This window comes from Actinokineospora sp. (assembly GCF_052390155.1).
Classification (GTDB): domain Bacteria; phylum Actinomycetota; class Actinomycetes; order Mycobacteriales; family Pseudonocardiaceae; genus Actinokineospora.
In genome coordinates this window covers 35,959-52,310 of record NZ_JBQTHF010000060.1, presented here as the reverse complement: position 1 = coordinate 52,310, position 16,352 = coordinate 35,959, and the positions used below count along the sequence as shown (strand labels likewise).

Sequence of the window (16,352 nt, the reverse complement as noted above, 5' to 3'; positions counted from 1 at the left end):
CTGGACCGGGTCGGTACCAGGCGGTGAAGGGGGACGTGGTGCGCGCACGGCTCGGCCATGTCCACTGACACTTCCGCGCGACCACGGCTGGGTGCCGATTTCGGCAGACTCTGGACGGCCACTGCGGCGGCCAACATCGGCGACGGCGTCGTCCTGGCAGCCGGGCCGTTGCTCGTCGCCGGGCTCACCGACGATCCGGCGCTGGTCTCCGGGGCCGTGTTCGTGCAGCAGCTTCCCTGGTTGCTGTTCGCCCTGGTCAGCGGCGCCCTGGTCGACCGGCTCGACCGGCGGCGGCTGATCGTCGCGGTCAACCTCGCCAGGGCCGGGGTGATCGGTGGGCTCGCGCTCGCCGTGTGGTCCGATCAGGTGACCATTGCGCTGATCTACCTCGCGTTCTTCCTGCTCGGCGTCGGCGAGACCCTGGCCGACAACGCCGCGGGTGCGCTGCTCCCCGCCGTCGTCGCGCCCGAGGCGCTGCCCCGGGCCAACGCCCGGCTCATGGCGGTCTTCTACGTGGGCAACCAGTTCGTGGCGCCACCCATCGGCGCCGCGCTGTTCGTGGTCGCGGCGGCCGTGCCGTTCGGGGTCAACGCGGCCACGTTCCTGGTGGCAGCGCTGCTGATCGCCGCGCTGCGCTACCGGCAGCCGCCCGCCGAGCCGGGGGAGCGCAAGCCGCTGCGGACGGAGATCGCGGAGGGGATGCGGTGGCTGTGGGCGCATCGGCTGCTGCGGACGATCGCCGTGTGCCTGTGTGTGATGAATATCGCCCTCTACGCGGCGTTCGCGATCCTCGTGCTCTACGCCCGTGAACACCTCGGGCTCCCGGAGGTGGGCTTCGGCCTGTTGCTCACCGCCGGCGCGGTAGGCGGGCTGCTCGGCACGCTGGTCGTCGAGCGGTTGCAGCGGTGGGTGGGCGACAGCGTCCTGCTCCGGGTCGGCCTGGTGATCGAGACAGCCACCCACGTCGGGCTGGCGCTGACCGACGATCCGTGGGTGGCGGGCGCGATCATGCTGGCGTTCGGCGTACACGGCGCTGTGTGGGGCGTGGTGGCCATGTCGGTGCGGCAGCGAGTCGTGCCGGACCGGCTGCGCGGGCGGGTCGGCGGCGTCTCCCGTCTGCTGATCATCGGTGGCGCGGCTATCGGCTCACTGATAGGCGGGTTCATCGCCCGCGAGTTCGGCGTCACCGCGCCGTTGTGGGCGGCGGCCGCGGCGATGGTCGTGGTCACCGCGCTCGCCTGGCGACATTTCCGCCCGGACGCATTCGAGCGCTAGTCGCCTGCCGTTCACCCGGACGGCCAGGGTGGCGCACTCTAGCTGCTGGTCCGCGCGGTCGCGGACCGGTGGCGGGAGGTCACCGCCGAGAACCCGGTTGCGGGCACGCGTTAGGCTTGTCCGTACAGACATCGATCCGGCCATCACCGGGGAGTCTTCGGAAGAACGGGCGCGAGCCCCAGTAGACCCGAACGGGACCGGCCCGTCACAGCCGGCCGAGAGTGGTCGCCGGTCCGCCGGCGGCAAGCGGGGTGGTACCGCGGCACGCGGCGGCAAGGGAGCCGGCGCACGTCGTCCCCGTACGGTCCGACCGATCCGTACGAGGAGTACCACCGATGCCGTATCCCCGGGCGCAGCACGGCGACGAGTCCGCCGTCCCCGCGCAGCCGTCGTTCCCCCAGCTCGAAACCGCCGTCCTGGACTACTGGGCGGCCGACCACACGTTCCAGGCCACTGTGGACGCCCGCCCGGCGGGGGCCAACGGCGACAACGAGTTCGTGTTCTACGACGGCCCGCCCTTCGCCAACGGCCTGCCGCACTACGGCCACCTGCTCACCGGCTACGTCAAGGACGTCGTCCCGCGCTACCAGACCATGCGCGGCAGGCACGTCGAGCGCCGGTTCGGCTGGGACACCCACGGTCTGCCCGCCGAGGTGGAGGCGGAGAAGCAGCTCGGGTTCTCGTCCAAGAGCGACATCGAGGACTTCGGCATCGAGAAGTTCAACGATGTCTGCCGCACCTCGGTGATGGCCTACGCCGGTCAGTGGCGCGACTACGTCACCCGCCAGGCCCGCTGGGTCGACTTCGACAACGACTACAAGACCCTCGACCTGGACTACATGGAAAGCGTCATGTGGGCCTTCAAGTCCTTGCACGACAAGGGTTTGGTCTACGAGGGCTTCCGCGTGCTGTGGTACTGCTGGCGCTGCGAGACGCCGCTGTCGAACACCGAGACCAAAATGGACGACACCTACCGGGACCGGCAGGACCCGGCGGTGACGGTGGGCCTGCGGCTCGAAGCGCCCGGCACCGACCTCGACGGCGTGCAGGCGCTGGTGTGGACGACGACCCCGTGGACGCTGCCGTCGAACCTCGCCGCCGCGGTGCACCCGGACGTGGACTACGTGGTGGTCGAGGCGAACGGTGAGCGCTACCTGCTGGCCGAGGCCCGCGTCGGCGCGTACGCCCGCGAGTTGGGCGAAGGCGTGCCGGTTGTGGGGCGCTACAAGGGAAGCGACCTGCTCGGCACCCGCTACGCGCCGCCGTTCGACTTCTTCGCGGGCCGGGAGAACGCCCACCAGGTGCTCGCCGCCGACTACGTCACCACCGAGGACGGCACGGGCCTGGTGCACATCGCGCCCGCGTTCGGTGAGGACGACAAGGTCGTCACCGACGCCGCGGGCATCGAGGTCGTGGTCCCGGTCGACAGCCACGGCCGGTTCACCGCCGACGTCCCGCCCTATGCGGGCCTCCAGGTGTTCGAGGCGAACAAGCCGATCATCCGCGACCTCAAGGACGCGGGTCTGCTGCTGCGCCACGAGACCTATGACCACCCGTACCCGCACTGCTGGCGCTGCGACAACGCGCTCATCCAACGCGCGGTGTCGTCGTGGTTCGTCGCGGTCAGCCGGTTCAAGGACCGGATGGTCGAGCTGAACCAGCAGATCAACTGGGTGCCGGGACACATCCGCGACGGCCAGTTCGGTCGGTGGCTGGAGAACGCGCGCGACTGGAACATCTCCCGCAACCGGTTCTGGGGCTCCCCGATCCCGGTGTGGGTGTCCGACGACCCGGCGTACCCGCGCACGGACGTCTACGGCTCGCTCGACGAGCTGGCGCGCGACTTCGGCGTGCGCCCGACCGACCTGCACCGCCCGCACGTGGACGACCTGACCCGGCCCAACCCGGACGACCCGACCGGGCGGTCGACCATGCGCCGGGTGTCGGAGGTGCTCGACTGCTGGTTCGAGTCGGGCTCGATGTCGTTCGCGCAGGTGCACTATCCGTTCGAGAACGCCCAGTGGTTCGAGGACCACTACCCGGGCGACTTCATCGTGGAGTACAACGGCCAGACGCGCGGCTGGTTCTACACCATGCACGTGCTCGCGACGGCGCTGTTCGACCGGCCCGCGTTCACCAACTGCGTGGCGCACGGCATCGTGCTGGGCGACGACGGGCAGAAGATGTCCAAGTCGCGCAAGAACTACCCGGACGTCAACGAGGTGTTCGACCGCGACGGCTCGGACGCCATGCGCTGGTTCCTCATGGCGAGCCCGATCCTGCGCGGCGGCGACCTCGTGGTCACCGAGCGCGGCATCCGCGACGCGGTGCGCCAAGCCGTGCTGCCGCTGTGGAACTCGTGGTACTTCCTTGCCCTGTATGCGAATGCCGAGGGCAAGGATGGAACATCGAGAACGGACACGGGGACATTCTCCGGCCACGTGCTCGACCGCTACGTGCTGGCCAAGACGCGGCAGCTCGTGGCCTCGGTGACCGAGTCGCTCGACCTCTACGACATCTCCGGGTCCTGCCAGTCGGTGCGCGAATACCTGGAGGTGCTGACCAACTGGTACGTCCGCCGCTCGCGCGACCGGTTCTGGGCGGGCGACACGGACGCCATCGACACGCTGCACACCGTGCTGGAGATCGTGTCGCGGCTGACGGCGCCGCTGCTGCCGCTGACCGCGGAGTCGGTGTGGCGCGGGCTGACCGGCGAGCGCTCCGTGCACTTGGCCGACTGGCCGGACGCCGCGGCGCTGCCCGCCGACGACGCGCTGGTCGCGGGCATGGACCGGGTGCGCCAGGTCTGCTCGTCGGCGCTCGCGCTGCGCAAGGCGAACAAGCTGCGGGTGCGGCTGCCGCTGGCGACGCTGCTGGTGGCGGCGCACGACGTCGCCGTGCTCGAACCGTTCGCCGCGCTCATCCGCGACGAGGTGAACGTCAAGGCGGTCGAGCTGACCACCGACGTCGCCGCGCACGGCCACTTCGAGCTGGTGGTCAACGCCCGCGCGTGCGGGCCGCGGCTCGGCGCCGACGTGCAGAAGGTGATCAAGGCCGTCAAGGCGGGCGAGTGGTCCACCACCGGCAGCGGCACGGTGGTGGCCGCGGGCATCGAGCTGCTCGACGGCGAGTACGAGCGGCGCCTGGTGGCGACCGACGCGGGTGCCACCGCCGAACTGCCCGCCAGCTCCGGGCTGGTCGTGCTCGACACCGCGGTCACCGCGGCGCTGGCGGCCGAGGGTCTCGCGCGCGACCTGATCCGGGTGGTGCAGCAGGCCCGCCGCGAGGCCGGGCTCGACGTGTCCGACCGGATCGCGCTCACCGTGGACGCGCCGGACGAGGTGGCCGCGGCGGCGCGGACGCACGAGGCCGTCCTGGTGAGCGAGACGCTGGCCGACTCGGTCGACTACGGCTCGGCCGCCGGGTTCGCGGGCTCGGTCGGCGACGGTCTGGCTGTCGCGGTGGCGGTGCGTCGGAGCTGACCGCACATCACGGGTGCGCATCGGGGGAGTGGCGTTCGTCGGCCCGTGTGGTCGGCGGGGCCGCTCCCCTGGCATCGTGGGTGGTGCGTGATCGCCACGCGTCGGGGGACGTGGGGTACTGGGGGTTCGACGTGTCCTCGACACGGAAACGCTGGATTCTGTCCATCGGCGGCCTGTCGGTCGTCGCCGTCGTGCTCGCCGCGCTGCTCATCCTGCTGCCGGACGATGGCGCGCCCGCGCCCGCGGCCAGACCGCCGTCCCTGACCGCGGTGCAGGTCGGCGACAAGTTTCTCGCCGCGCTGGCGGCCCGCGACGCGGCGGGCGCCGCGGCACTGACGACCGACCAGGACACCGCGAAGTCGGTGCTGGCGGCGACTTTCGCGACGCTGGAGCCAGCCGCGGTGACCGCCGAGTGGACCGGGATGGTCCCGCCCGCGGCCGACGCGGCCGAGGTGAGCGAGGAGTTCCGGGTGAGCTGGACGCTCGGCCCCGGCCGGGTGTGGAGCTACGGCAGCGCGCTCACCCTCGCGCGCGCCGAAGGTCAGTGGCGGGTGCGCTGGGCGCCGACCGTGGTGCACCCGAGCCTGACACCCGGCCACGCGCTCGTCGTGCGCGGCTCGGCGACCGACCGCACCGCGGTGCTCGACCGCGACGGACAGCCGCTGATGTCGTGGCAGGGCGGCGAAGTGCGGCCGGTCGACCCGGCGGTGGCGCCGCTGCTGGCGGGCGGCATGAAGCGGCTCGCCGGGCCGAAAGCCGCCGAGGCGAGCCGGATCGTGCTGGTCGACGGCGGGGGCGCCGAGGTGACGACGCTGTTCGGCGTGGCCGCGGCGCCCACGGCGGCGGTGACCTCGACGCTGAGCGTGCCGACGCAGCGGGCGGCGCAGGCGGCGGTCGACACCGCTGCGGGGCCCGCGCTGGTGGTCGCCATCCAGCCGTCCACCGGCGACATCCTCGCCGTCGCGCAGAACCGGGCGGCGGGCGACGCGCCCAAGGCGCTCAACGGGCTCTACCCGCCGGGCTCCACGTTCAAGGTCGTCACTGCCGCGGCCGTGCTCGGCGCGGGCAAGGCGACGATCGACACGGTGCTCCCGTGCCCCGGCTCGCAGACGATCGGCACCCGCGCCATCAAGAACGCCGATTTCGAGCTGGGGCAGGCGCCGCTGCGCACCGCGTTCGCGCAGTCGTGCAACACCACGTTCGCCGCCCTGGCCGCCGATCTCCCGGCGGACTTGCTGCCGCGGGCCGCGGCGCAGTTCGGCCTGGCCGCCGACTTCGAGATCCCCGGCCTCGCCACGCAGACCGGCCGCGTCCGGCCCGCGGGCGGCACGCCTGAGCAGGTGGAGAACAGCATCGGGCAGGGCACCGTGCAGGCCAGCCCGTTCGGCCTCGCGCTGATGACCGCCACGGTGGCGAAGGGCTCGGCCGTGACGCCGCGGCTGTTCGCCGGGATCCAGACTGTCGTGAAGACCGGCTACCAGGGTCCGTCCGCAGGCACGGTCGGCGCGCTGCGCACGATGATGCGCGAGGTGGTGACCTCCGGGCGGGGCCGGGCGCTCGCCGGATACGGGCCGGTGGCGGGCAAGACGGGCACCGCGCAGTTCGGCGACGGCACCCGCTCGCACGGCTGGTTCGCCGGCTACCGGGGCGATGTCGCGTTCGCCGTCCTGGTCGAGGACGCGGGCGCGGCGGCCCCCGCGGTCGCCGTGACGGGGAAGTTCTTGGCGGGCTTGAGTTAGCCGATCAACTCGTGGCGGGAGGCGAAGACCACCACATTGTCCCGATAGGACGATCGGCCGCGGTCGAACTCGCCGCCGCAGGTGATCAGCCGCAGCGCCGCGCCCGGCACCGGGCCGTAGACGGCCGCGGTGGGGAACGCGTCCTTCGGGTGGTGTTGGACGGTGTCGACGGTGAACACCGCGTCGGCGCCATCGGAGCGGCGCACGGTGACGGTGTCGCCGGGGCGCAGGTCGCGCAGCCGGAAGAACACCGCCGGTCCGGTGCGTGAGTCGACGTGTCCCGCGATCACGGCGGGGCCGGGGTCGCCGGGCACCGGGCCCGCGGCGTACCAGCCCGCTCGGGCGAAGTCGGTCGGTGCCTCCAGTTCGCCCGCCTGGCCGAGCCGCAGCGGCACCAGCCCGGACTCGGCGACGCCGATCGCGGGGATGCTCAGGCCGACCGGCTCGACGGCGGGCGCGGCCGGAAGTGGTTGTGGCGCGGGGAGAACCGGTGTGTTGGTGGTCGTGGGGGGCGGCGGGGTAGCGGGAGCGGGAGTGGCCGCGCAGCCGACCGCCAGGACGGCGGTCAGCGCCAGCACCACCCGAAGCCCGGGCCGGGTCTGTGGTCGAGCATCCGGCCGAACGCGTCGATGGGGCTCGGCGGCCGCGACAGCGGGCCGAGCGGCTTGGTGTCGCGAAAGGACTGTCGTTTGTGGAGGGTCAGGGCGCATGCCTGCTGCCTGTCGCGAAGGCTGCGAGTAAGGCCGCGGGGATGAGCAACAGCCAGCCCGCGCCCGCGGGAGCCGTGCCGCCCGCACCGGTTTCCACGCCCAGGCGCGGCGCGGTGGCCGTGGCTGTGCTGTCCACCAGGGGGTTCACCACCAGGGCACCTTCGGCCTCGGTGACCAGCAGTGTGGTCGAGGTGCCCGCGCGAACGTCCACTGCGGCCGGTGTCTCGGCCTGCTCACCGCGCAGCCGCAGGGTGTAGCGGCCCTCGGTCAGGTCCGTGTACGGGGTCGTCATGCCGTAGGCCGCCGAGGTGGCCAGCGCCGGTCCGCCGCCCACGTCGGCGGTCACGGGCGCCAGCCTTGCCGCCCCCTGCACGATCCGCAGCCGCCCGGAGCCGGGGCGGGGGGCGCTGAGGTCGTCGATCACCAGGTCGCCGCGCAGGGCACCCTGGGGGCCGGTGGCGAAAACCAGCAGCGAGTAGGCGCTGCCCTTGACGATCTGCACCGTCGCGCTGAGCGCGGGCGGCGCGGTGGACGCGGCGTCGGCGGGCCGCATCGAGACGGTGTACGCCCCGGGCACCAGCGTCGAGTACGGGGTCACCGCGCCGTAGCCCGCCTTGCGGATGATCACCCGCTCCCGCCCGCCGAACGGCGCCAGGTACACGTCGACGGGCGGCACCTCGGGGGAGAGGTGGCCGAGGCGGACCCAGCCGAGGTCGGCGCCGGGCGCGGGCTGCGCGGCGGCGGGAGCGGGCGAGACCAGGGTGACCAGGGCCAGGGCGGCGACGGCCGCACCGATCCGACGGAGCGAACGCATCGCCGGTGTCCTTTCCGACTGTGGGGAATGGGGTCAGGGAACGTCGTACGGGGTGAGCAGCCCGGCGGGGACACCGGGCGGATACCGCACCAGCACGCCCTCGGGTGTGGCGGCCACCGACTCGGGCCGGAACACCCCGCGCTGGCCCGAGAAGAACAACACGAGCTGTTCCGCCGGGTCGCCCGCGGCGGCGAGCAGCACCTGTCTGCGCGGCTGGTCCGCGGCGTCCTCGCCGGGTACGGCGGGCAGCGCGGCCACCCGCACCGGGCGGGCCGACGCGAGGGCGGACAGGGTGGTCAGCACCCGGGGGTCGGTGCGGCCCGCGCGCAGCGTGTCGGCCACGGCGGGGTCGGCCGCGATCCGGGGCGACCCGGCCAGGTCGGCGCCCGCGAGCGCGCGAGCCCGGCGTTCGCCCGCCGCCGCGCCCGCGATGGCGGGTCGGTGGATGACCATCGCCTGAGGCCCGTCGCCGAACACCGCGACCGCTTCCGCGCGGGCGGCGGCCTCGGCGAGGGCGGGTCTGCGGGCCAGTTCCGCGCGCAGCCCGGGGGTGACCAGGAGCCACGTCCTGGCCGGACAGGTGTCGACGCACGCGGCCGAACGGGTGACGGCGTCGGGCGGCCTGCCCGCGCGGATCAGCTCGACCCAGGTGGCCTCGTCGGTGAGCACCGGGGTGGTGGGCAGGTTGTCCCGCAGCCACCTCGCCGCCGCGGTGCCCGGGGCGTCGGCCGCGCGCACGTCGGCTGCCGACGCGGTCAGCGCCCCGGTCCACGCGGGCAGGGCGGAAGCCGCCACGGTCAGTGCCAGCGCGGCGGTTGGCAGCAGCAACGGCCTGGTCACGGTGTGCTTGCCCGCCCGCGCGCGGTGGGTGACGCCGCACTCGACCGTGCCCGCGACGAGCAGCGCGGCCAGCGGCACGACCACGGTCAGCGCGCCCGCGCCGGGACCGCCGGGCAGCGTGGTGATCGCGATCAGGGCCAGCACCCCGAACGCGAGCGGGCGCAGCCGGAACGAGAACAGCGCGCCGACTGCGGCGAACACGCCCGCCGCCGCGAGCACCGGGTCCAGCGACAGCCACTGCGCGGGTGCCGGACCGTCCGCGGCGAGCCGGATGCCGCTCAGCGCGGCCGACGCGCCGAGGCCGATGCCGATGCCGAGGGTGAACAGCGACCCGAGCATCAGCGACAGGCGTTTGCGCCCGCGCCGCCAGATCAGCCAGGCGGCGGTCACCGCGAGCACGAGCGTGACCGGCGCGGTGATCACGGCGACGACCAGGAACGCCGTGGCCCACAGGTCGGGGGCGAGGCGGCGGTGTCTTCGCGGTGTCCACAGCAGCACCAGCGCGGCCAGCACCCACGGCACTGCGACGTTCTCCGGCCGGACCGCGACCTGCACGCCGACGGCGAGCGGGGACAGCGCGACGATGCCCGCGGCGGCGGCCGCGGTCCACCGGGACAGTCCCATCCGCCGGGCGAGCAGCCACAGCAGCAGCGTCCCGAGCGCGGCGGCCAGCGCCAGCGGTTCACGCACGGCGCTCAGCGCCGACGTGTGCCGGGTGAACGCGTCGGTGACGGCGGTGTAGCCGCCGAGCTGCAGCCAGGCCAGCGGCGCGGCGGCCGTCTCGACGGGGTTGAGCAGTGTGCCGAGTTGGTCGATGGAGAACACCTGGGCGACGTGTCGGGCTTCGGCTGTCTGGCTGGGTCCGGCGCCGCCCGCGAGGCGGACCGCGGCGGCGAGCGCGGCGAGGGAGATCGGCGCGGCGAGGGCGATGAGATCACGGTCCGCTGCCCGGATGCGCTCGTCGGCGAGGGTCCGCCACAGGCGCAGGGATAACCGGGCCGAGGAGTCCGCGCTCCAACGGTGCTGGGTCATGTGGGTGCCTGCTCGACGACCGGCCGACTGGCCGGAAGCGAGCCGCGACCTCCTTCGATGGGCGATCCGGCGGGAACTGCGAGGGGCGCCGCGCGCTGCGGTGGGCCAATGTTAGACCGCAGGTCACGCCCTTGCGTACTGCAACTTTCCGTGTTCGGCCGATAGCGCCTTACGGGTGAAGCAGGAGTTCGCCTTGGGCCGTTCGGGTCAACTCAGACGCCCGGATGCGTCTCCCGCTAGACCCTGCCGACCTCGTCAACCTTGCCGACTTTGCGCCCGCCCACGAGTCGGCGCAGCACCCGGACCCACGGCGACCACCGGGCCCGCCGCGCGGGTGGGTGGCCGACCGCGGCGGCCGCCCGGTCGAGCAGGTCTTCCAGCAGCGCGTCGTGCAGCCACCGGATCGCCAGCGGCCAGGCCGCCCGGCCCGTGCCCTCCGGCCGCCCGCGCAGCACGTGCCGCAGGACGCTGGTGCCGCCGGGGCCGTCGAGCACCTCCAGCGTGTGTGTGCCGCGCACGCCGAGACCGGGGGCGAAGGTGAACTCCACCAGCCTGCCCGGGGTGTACGCGGTGCAGGTGTAGCGGATCGGGCCGTGGCCGCCCGCCGCGCCGACGCCGAGCGGGCGGTCCAGCAGCAGCGGCGGCCACGTGTCGGTGGGCCACAGCGGGCTGTCGGTGCCCACGATGCGGTCGAGCAGTTCGCCCGCCCGCGTCGGGTCCACCGGCAGGTCTCGCCGGTGCATGTTGTCGATCATGACATCCTCCGTACGCAACCGTATGGTCTCGTCCGTACGGTAGCGTATGGCGGCGTGTCCGGGAACCGCAGGAGCAAAGCCGATTGGACGGCGCTCGCGCTCGCCGCGCTCGCCGAGGGCGGTGTGGCGGCGGTGGCCGTCGAGCCGCTGGCCGCGCGGGTCGGCGCGACCAAGGGCAGCGTCTATTGGCATTTCCCCAGCCGCGACGCGCTGCTCGCGGCCACGCTGGACCGGTGGGAGTGCGAACACACCGAGAACGTGATCCGGGCCGCCGACCAGGGCGCGACCGCCACCGAGCGGCTGCGGCTGCTCTTCGGCGCGGTGCTCGACCCCGAACACGGTGTCGGGGTCGAACTGGCGCTGCTGGCCTCGGCCACCGACCCGCTGGTCGCCGACGCCGTCGGCCGGGTCACCGAACGGCGCCTGGCCTACCTCGCCGCGCAGTTCGCCGAACTCGGGTTCGGCCGCGCACAGGCACGCAGGCGCGCGGTGGTCGCCTATTCGGTCTACCTGGGACAGGCCCAGCTCATGCGCGCCGCGCCGGACTCGCTGCCGCGCTCGTCGCCCGCGCGCCGCGCGCACGTGGCCGACATCCTGCGCACCATGCTGTCCGCGCCGGCGGAGCCGGGATGAGGTTCGCCGTGCGGGTCAAACCCGGGTCGCGCAGGGCGCGGGTGGGCGGCCGCTGGCCCGCGGACGGGGCCGCGCTCGTGGTCGCCGTCGCCGCGCCCGCGGTGGCGGGCAAGGCGCACGACGCGGTCCGCCGCGCGCTCGCGGCGGCGTTCGGCGTGCGCGGGCAGGACGTGCTGATCGTCACCGGGGACCGCGGCCGCGACAAGGTGATCGAGATCGATCCGGCCCCCGACGACGCCGCCGCGACCCTCGACCGGCTGCTCGCCGACGCCGGTTGAGCGGGGCCTCACCTGCGGCGTTGTCGGCCCGTCGATTACCGCTGGGCGCCGGCGGCAAGACAGAATGGCCGCACGGACGTCGACGGCTGGAGGTGGGGTGACCGATCTGACCCTGGCCCTGGGCATCGGGGCGGCCGTGCTGCTGGTGGCGGTGCTCGCCGTGCGCGTGTCGGTCAGGTTGGGTCTGCCGTCGCTGCTGCTCTACCTCGGACTCGGCGTGCTGATCGGCGAGGCGGGCCTGGGCATCGAGTTCTCCAACGCCGAGTTGACCCAGTCCCTCGGCCTGGCCGCGCTGGTGATGATCCTCGCCGAGGGCGGCCTCACCACCCGCTGGTCCGAGGTGAGATCCGCGCTGTGGCCAGGAATCGCACTGTCCACAGTGGCCGTCGCGGTCAGCGTCGGGGTCACCGGCGCCGTGCTGCACTGGTTGCTGGACTTCGACTGGCGCACCGCGCTGCTCTGGGGCGCGGTGCTCGCCTCGACCGACGCGGCCGCGGTGTTCAGCGTGCTGCGGCGGCTCTCGGTCACCCGGCGGTTGGTCGGCTCGCTGGAACTGGAGAGCGGCATGAACGACGCGCCGTGCTACATCGCGGTCGTGCTGCTGACCTCCACCGCGCCGATCGACTGGACACTGCCGTTCACCCTGGTCTACGAACTCGGGGTCGGCGCGGTCCTCGGCCTCGGCCTCGGCTGGGTCGGCACGCACACCCTGCGCCGCGCGGCCCTGCCCGCCACCGGCCTCTATCCACTCGCCACGGTCGCGGTGTGCGTGCTCGCGTTCGCGGGCGGCCAGGCCGTGCACGCCTCCGGTCTGCTCGCCACCTACCTCGCGGCGTTGGTACTGGGCAATTCCCGCCTGCCGCACCGGTCGGACACGGTGTCCTTCGCCGAGGGATTGGGCTGGCTGGCCCAGATCGGCCTGTTCGTCCTCTTGGGACTGTTCGCCTCGCCCTCGCGGCTGCTCGACGCCGTGGTGCCCGGGCTGGTGGCCGGGGTGGTGGTCACCCTGCTCGCCCGCCCGCTGTCGGTGCTGGTGTCGACAACGCCGTTCCGCGTGCCGTGGCGGGAACAGGTCTTCTTGTCCTGGGCCGGGCTGCGCGGTGCCGTGCCGATCGTGTTGGCGATGATCCCGCTGTCGCAGAACCTGCCCGGCGCCCAGCAGTTGGTCGACGCCGTCTTCGTGCTGGTCATCGTGCTCACCCTGGTGCAGGGCAGCACGCTGGGGCTGCTCGCCAAGGCGCTGAACCTCGACCCCGGGGCGAAGACCAAGGAGGTCGAAGTCGACGTCGCCACCCTCGACGACCTCGACGCCGAACTGCTGCAGGTGTCCATCCCGGTGGGCTCGAAGCTGCACGGGGTCTACCTGTCCGAGTTGCGGCTGCCGCCCGGGGCGTCGGTGAGCCTGGTCGCCAGGGACGGCAAGGGATTCACCCCGGTGTTGACCACCCGCCTGCAGGAGGGCGACCACCTGCTCGTCGTGTCCACCCAGGCCGCGCGCTCGGCCACCGAGAACCGCATCCGCGCGGTCGACCGCGCCGGCCGCTACGCGCGCTGGAAGGGCGAGACCGGCGCGGAGTAGCCGCTCCCACGATGCGGGCGGCGCCGCACCCCGCGCCGCCGCTGCGGTATCGTGGCCGCCAAGGTCATGAGTGCCAGCGTCAAGCCCCGGCTCGCTGGTCGGCAACCCTCCAACCGCGGTGGGGTGCCCCGGGTGAGGACCTGGCCCCCCGCGCGGTGCGGGCGGGCAAGCGCGGACCCGTCGCGGGTCCGACCGGACCCGGAGGTCTGCTCGTGCCGCTCGCCGCTCCCCCTGTCCAGGTCACCGTTCCGCCCGTGGTGGGCGCGCGGCTGGCCGTCCCGCTGGTCGACGGCCGCCGGGTGACCTACGCCAACCTCGACCACGCGGCCAGCGCGCCGTGTCTGGAGGCGGTCCGCGACGCCGTGGACGAGTTGCTGCCCTGGTACGCCAGCGTCCACCGCGGCGCCGGGTTCGCCTCCCAGGTCTGCACTCGGGTCTACGACCAGGCCCGCGACACGGTGCGCGCGTTCGTCGGCGCCCGCCGCACGGACGCCGTGGTGTTCACCCGCAACACCACCGACAGCCTGAACCTGCTGGCCAGGTCGCTGCCCAAGGGCACATCCGTGGTGCTGTTCGACACCGAGCACCACGCCGCGCTGCTGCCGTGGCGCGGCCCCCGGGTGCACCGGATCGAGACGCCCGCCAGTCCCGGCGACGCCGTGCTCGCGCTCGGCGCCGCGCTCGCCGGGCTGCCGGTCGGCCCGCGGCTGGTGGTGCTGAGTGGCGCGTCCAACGTCACGGGGGAGCTGTGGCCGGTCGCCGCGCTGGCCGAGGTGGCCCGCGCGCACGGCGCCCGGACCGTGCTCGACGCCGCGCAGCTCGCCCCGCACCGGCCGGTCGACCTGCGCGCCCTCGACGTCGACTACGCGGTGCTCTCCGGCCACAAGCTCTACGCCCCGTTCGGCGCGGGCGCGCTGATCGGCCGCGCCGACTGGTTGCGGGCGGCCGAGCCGTACCTGGTCGGCGGCGGCGCCACCCGCCAGGTCGTGGACTGGGGCGACCGGTTGGGCGTGTCGTGGTCCAAGGTGCCCGAGCGGCACGAGGCGGGCTCGCCCAACGTCGTCGGCGTGCACGCGCTCGCGGTGGCCTGCGAGACCATCACCCGGCACGGCTGGGCCGCGGTGACCGAGCACGAAAAGGTGCTGCTGCACCGCTTGCGCGCAGGCTTGGCCACCGTGCCAGGCCTGCGCGAACTCGCCCTGTTCGGGCCAGGGCACGACCGGGTCGGCGTGGTCAGCTTCACCGTCGACGGGCTCGACCCCGGCCTGGCCGCCGCGGCGCTGTCGGCCGAGCACGGCATCGGCGTACGCGACGGCGCGTTCTGCGCGCACATCGCCACCCGCAGGCTGCTCGGCCGCGTCGACGCCACCCAGTCCCGCGCGCTGCGGGCGAGTGTCGGGCTCGGCACCACGGCCGAGCACGTCGACCGGCTGGTCGCCGCGCTGTGCTCGCTGGCCGCCGACGGACCCCGCGCGGCCTATGAGCTCGTGGACGGCCGGTGGGCGCCGGTCGACGACCCGCGCCCGCTGCCGCCGTTCCTGCGGGAGGCGGCCTGACCCGGCGTTTCCGCCTGCATGGACAATGGGCCGGTGAGCACCGAGCGCGGCGACGACCGCGGCACCGAGACCGATCCGGCCGCCCCGGCCCCCGAGCCGCCCGCCCGCCGGGGCGTGCTGCTGTTGTCCGCGGCGGTCGTGGTCTTCGCGCTCGACCTGGTCACCAAGATCATCGCCACCGCGACCCTGGAGGGCGAGGCCCCGATCCGGCTGCTCGGCGGCGCGGTCTACCTGCAACTCGTCCGCAATCCGGGCGCCGCGTTCTCGATGGCCACCGGGATGACCTGGCTGCTCACCCTGGTCGCCGCCGGGGTGGTGGTCGCGATCATCTGGATCATGCCGAAGCTGCGGTCGGTGGGCTGGGCGATCGGCCTCGGGCTGGTGCTCGCGGGCGCGCTGGGCAACCTGACCGACCGGATGTTCCGCGCACCCGGCCCCTTCCAGGGCCACGTCGTGGACTTCGTGTCCGTGTTCGCCCCCAACGGGGACTTCTTCCCGGTGTTCAACGTGGCCGACTCCGGGATCACCGTGGGCGGCGTGCTGATCGTCATCATGGCGATGATGGGCCGCGACTACGACGGCCGCTCTACTCGTAAGCAGGACAATTCATGAGCGAGCTTGCGCGCGAGCCACTGTCACAGGGTGTCCGCGAGCGGCATCACCGAGCCTGCGAGGGGATGGCATGAGTGCATCCAGGACGTTGCCGGTGCCCGATGGCCTCGACGGCATGCGGGTGGACGCCGGGCTGTCGAAGCTGCTCGGGCTCTCCCGCACGGTGGTCGCCGCCCTCGCCGAGTCCGGCGACGTGCTGGTCGACGGCCACCCCGCGGGCAAGTCCGACCGGCTGCTCGCCGGGACCTGGCTGGAGGTCACCCTGCCGGAGCCGGACCGGCCGATCGAGGTCCAGGCCATCCCGGTCGACGGGCTGATCGTGCTGCACCAGGACGACGACATCGTGGTCGTGGACAAGCCGGTCGGCGTGGCCGCGCACCCCAGCCCCGGCTGGAGCGGCCCCACGGTCATCGGCGGCCTGGCCGCGGCGGGCATTCGGATCGCCACCTCGGGCGCCGCCGAGCGCCAGGGCATCGTGCACCGGCTCGACGTCGGCACCACGGGCGTCATGGCGGTCGCCAAGAGCGAGCACGCCTACACCGCGCTCAAGCGCGCGTTCAAGGAGCGCACCGTCGAGAAGCGCTACTCCGCGCTCGTGCAGGGCCACCCGGACCCCAGCGTCGGCACCATCGACGCCCCGATCGACCGCCACCCCCGCCACGACTACCGGTGGGCGGTGGTCGCGGGCGGCAAGCCGAGCATCACGCACTACGAGACCATCGAGGCGTTCCGCGCCGCGTCGCTGCTCGACGTGAAGCTGGAAACCGGTCGCACGCACCAGATCCGGGTGCACTTCGCCGCCCTGCGCCACCCCTGCGTCGGCGACCTGACCTACGGCGCCGACCCGGTCCTGGCGAAGCGGCTCGGCGTCACCCGGCAGTGGCTGCACGCCCGCACCCTCGGTTTCCACCACCCCGACGACGGCCGCTGGGTCGAGTTCGCCAGCACCTACCCCGCCGATCTCGCCGCCGCGCTGGACGTCCTCGCCGCCGACTACTGAGTTCTGGGCTAGGTTTGGACGCACTGTGGGGACGGCCAAGGGTGGTG

At 73.6% G+C, this 16,352-nt stretch carries 13 protein-coding genes and 1 riboswitch; of the genes, 9 read left to right on the top strand and 4 right to left on the bottom strand.

Annotated features, from left to right (window positions below; genetic code table 11):
• Positions 1–57: 57 nt before the first annotated feature.
• From ACT4N7_RS21035 to ACT4N7_RS21025, 3 genes are all read left to right on the top strand, one after another.
• Positions 58–1,275 carry an MFS transporter gene (locus ACT4N7_RS21035; RefSeq protein WP_444830515.1) on the top strand — a complete coding sequence of 406 codons (1,218 nt, stop codon included), beginning with the start codon at positions 58–60 and terminating at the stop codon, positions 1,273–1,275.
• Positions 1,276–1,610: 335 nt separating this feature from the next.
• On the top strand, positions 1,611–4,757 hold the full coding sequence (ileS, locus tag ACT4N7_RS21030) for an isoleucine--tRNA ligase (RefSeq protein ID WP_444830514.1): 3,147 nt from the start codon (positions 1,611–1,613) through the stop codon (positions 4,755–4,757).
• A gap of 131 nt (positions 4,758–4,888) precedes the next feature.
• Positions 4,889–6,496, top strand: coding sequence for a penicillin-binding transpeptidase domain-containing protein (locus ACT4N7_RS21025; RefSeq protein WP_444830513.1), 1,608 nt, complete (start codon positions 4,889–4,891; stop codon positions 6,494–6,496).
• On the opposite strand, the gene ACT4N7_RS21020 is transcribed toward ACT4N7_RS21025, so the two are convergent.
• The 4 genes from ACT4N7_RS21020 to ACT4N7_RS21005 form a co-directional block, all read right to left on the bottom strand.
• Positions 6,493–7,074, bottom strand: a complete 582-nt coding sequence (locus ACT4N7_RS21020; protein WP_444830512.1) for a class F sortase — start codon at positions 7,072–7,074, stop codon at positions 6,493–6,495. The two genes, ACT4N7_RS21025 and ACT4N7_RS21020, sit on opposite strands and share 4 nt — an antisense overlap.
• A 121-nt stretch (positions 7,075–7,195) precedes the next feature.
• Complete coding sequence (locus ACT4N7_RS21015) at positions 7,196–8,020, bottom strand: DUF4397 domain-containing protein (protein WP_444830511.1); 825 nt, start codon at positions 8,018–8,020, stop codon at positions 7,196–7,198.
• Positions 8,021–8,053: 33 nt separating this feature from the next.
• On the bottom strand, positions 8,054–9,892 hold the full coding sequence (locus ACT4N7_RS21010) for a glycosyltransferase family 39 protein (protein WP_444830510.1): 1,839 nt from the start codon (positions 9,890–9,892) through the stop codon (positions 8,054–8,056).
• Between the two features lie 236 nt (positions 9,893–10,128).
• Complete coding sequence (locus ACT4N7_RS21005; RefSeq protein WP_444830509.1) at positions 10,129–10,647, bottom strand: SRPBCC family protein; 519 nt, start codon at positions 10,645–10,647, stop codon at positions 10,129–10,131.
• A gap of 54 nt (positions 10,648–10,701) precedes the next feature.
• On the opposite strand from ACT4N7_RS21005, the gene ACT4N7_RS21000 reads away from it, so the two are divergent.
• The 6 genes from ACT4N7_RS21000 (at position 10,702) to ACT4N7_RS20975 (ending at position 16,305) form a co-directional block, all read left to right on the top strand.
• The gene (locus ACT4N7_RS21000) at positions 10,702–11,280 is read left to right on the top strand and encodes a TetR/AcrR family transcriptional regulator (RefSeq protein WP_444830508.1); all 579 of its coding nucleotides are present in this window, start codon (positions 10,702–10,704) and stop codon (positions 11,278–11,280) included.
• Entirely contained in the window at positions 11,277–11,558 is a 282-nt protein-coding gene (locus ACT4N7_RS20995; RefSeq protein ID WP_444830507.1) for a DUF167 domain-containing protein, read from the top strand. The genes ACT4N7_RS21000 and ACT4N7_RS20995 overlap by 4 nt, the downstream gene beginning before the upstream one ends.
• Positions 11,559–11,655: 97 nt before the next feature.
• Positions 11,656–13,137: a potassium/proton antiporter gene (locus ACT4N7_RS20990; RefSeq protein ID WP_444830506.1), complete on the top strand. Its 1,482-nt coding sequence runs from the start codon at positions 11,656–11,658 to the stop codon at positions 13,135–13,137.
• Positions 13,138–13,199: 62 nt separating this feature from the next.
• Positions 13,200–13,315: riboswitch (SAM riboswitch) on the top strand.
• Positions 13,316–13,349: 34 nt separating this feature from the next.
• Positions 13,350–14,693, top strand: coding sequence for an aminotransferase class V-fold PLP-dependent enzyme (locus ACT4N7_RS20985; RefSeq protein ID WP_444830505.1), 1,344 nt, complete (start codon positions 13,350–13,352; stop codon positions 14,691–14,693).
• 18 nt (positions 14,694–14,711) lie between these two features.
• Positions 14,712–15,305 carry a signal peptidase II gene (gene lspA, locus ACT4N7_RS20980; protein WP_444830504.1) on the top strand — a complete coding sequence of 198 codons (594 nt, stop codon included), beginning with the start codon at positions 14,712–14,714 and terminating at the stop codon, positions 15,303–15,305.
• A 70-nt stretch (positions 15,306–15,375) separates the two neighbouring features.
• Positions 15,376–16,305, top strand: coding sequence for an RluA family pseudouridine synthase (locus ACT4N7_RS20975; protein ID WP_444830503.1), 930 nt, complete (start codon positions 15,376–15,378; stop codon positions 16,303–16,305).
• Positions 16,306–16,352: the final 47 nt, after the last annotated feature.

Coding starts and splice junctions, on each gene's coding strand:
- ACT4N7_RS21035 (WP_444830515.1), top strand. CDS start 58: ATGTCCACTGACACTTCCGCGCGACCACGGCTGGGTGCCGATTTCGGC.
- ileS (WP_444830514.1), top strand. CDS start 1,611: ATGCCGTATCCCCGGGCGCAGCACGGCGACGAGTCCGCCGTCCCCGCG.
- ACT4N7_RS21015 (WP_444830511.1), bottom strand. CDS start 8,020: ATGCGTTCGCTCCGTCGGATCGGTGCGGCCGTCGCCGCCCTGGCCCTG.
- ACT4N7_RS21010 (WP_444830510.1), bottom strand. CDS start 9,892: ATGACCCAGCACCGTTGGAGCGCGGACTCCTCGGCCCGGTTATCCCTG.
- ACT4N7_RS21005 (WP_444830509.1), bottom strand. CDS start 10,647: ATGATCGACAACATGCACCGGCGAGACCTGCCGGTGGACCCGACGCGG.
- ACT4N7_RS20995 (WP_444830507.1), top strand. CDS start 11,277: ATGAGGTTCGCCGTGCGGGTCAAACCCGGGTCGCGCAGGGCGCGGGTG.
- lspA (WP_444830504.1), top strand. CDS start 14,712: ATGGACAATGGGCCGGTGAGCACCGAGCGCGGCGACGACCGCGGCACC.
- ACT4N7_RS20975 (WP_444830503.1), top strand. CDS start 15,376: ATGAGTGCATCCAGGACGTTGCCGGTGCCCGATGGCCTCGACGGCATG.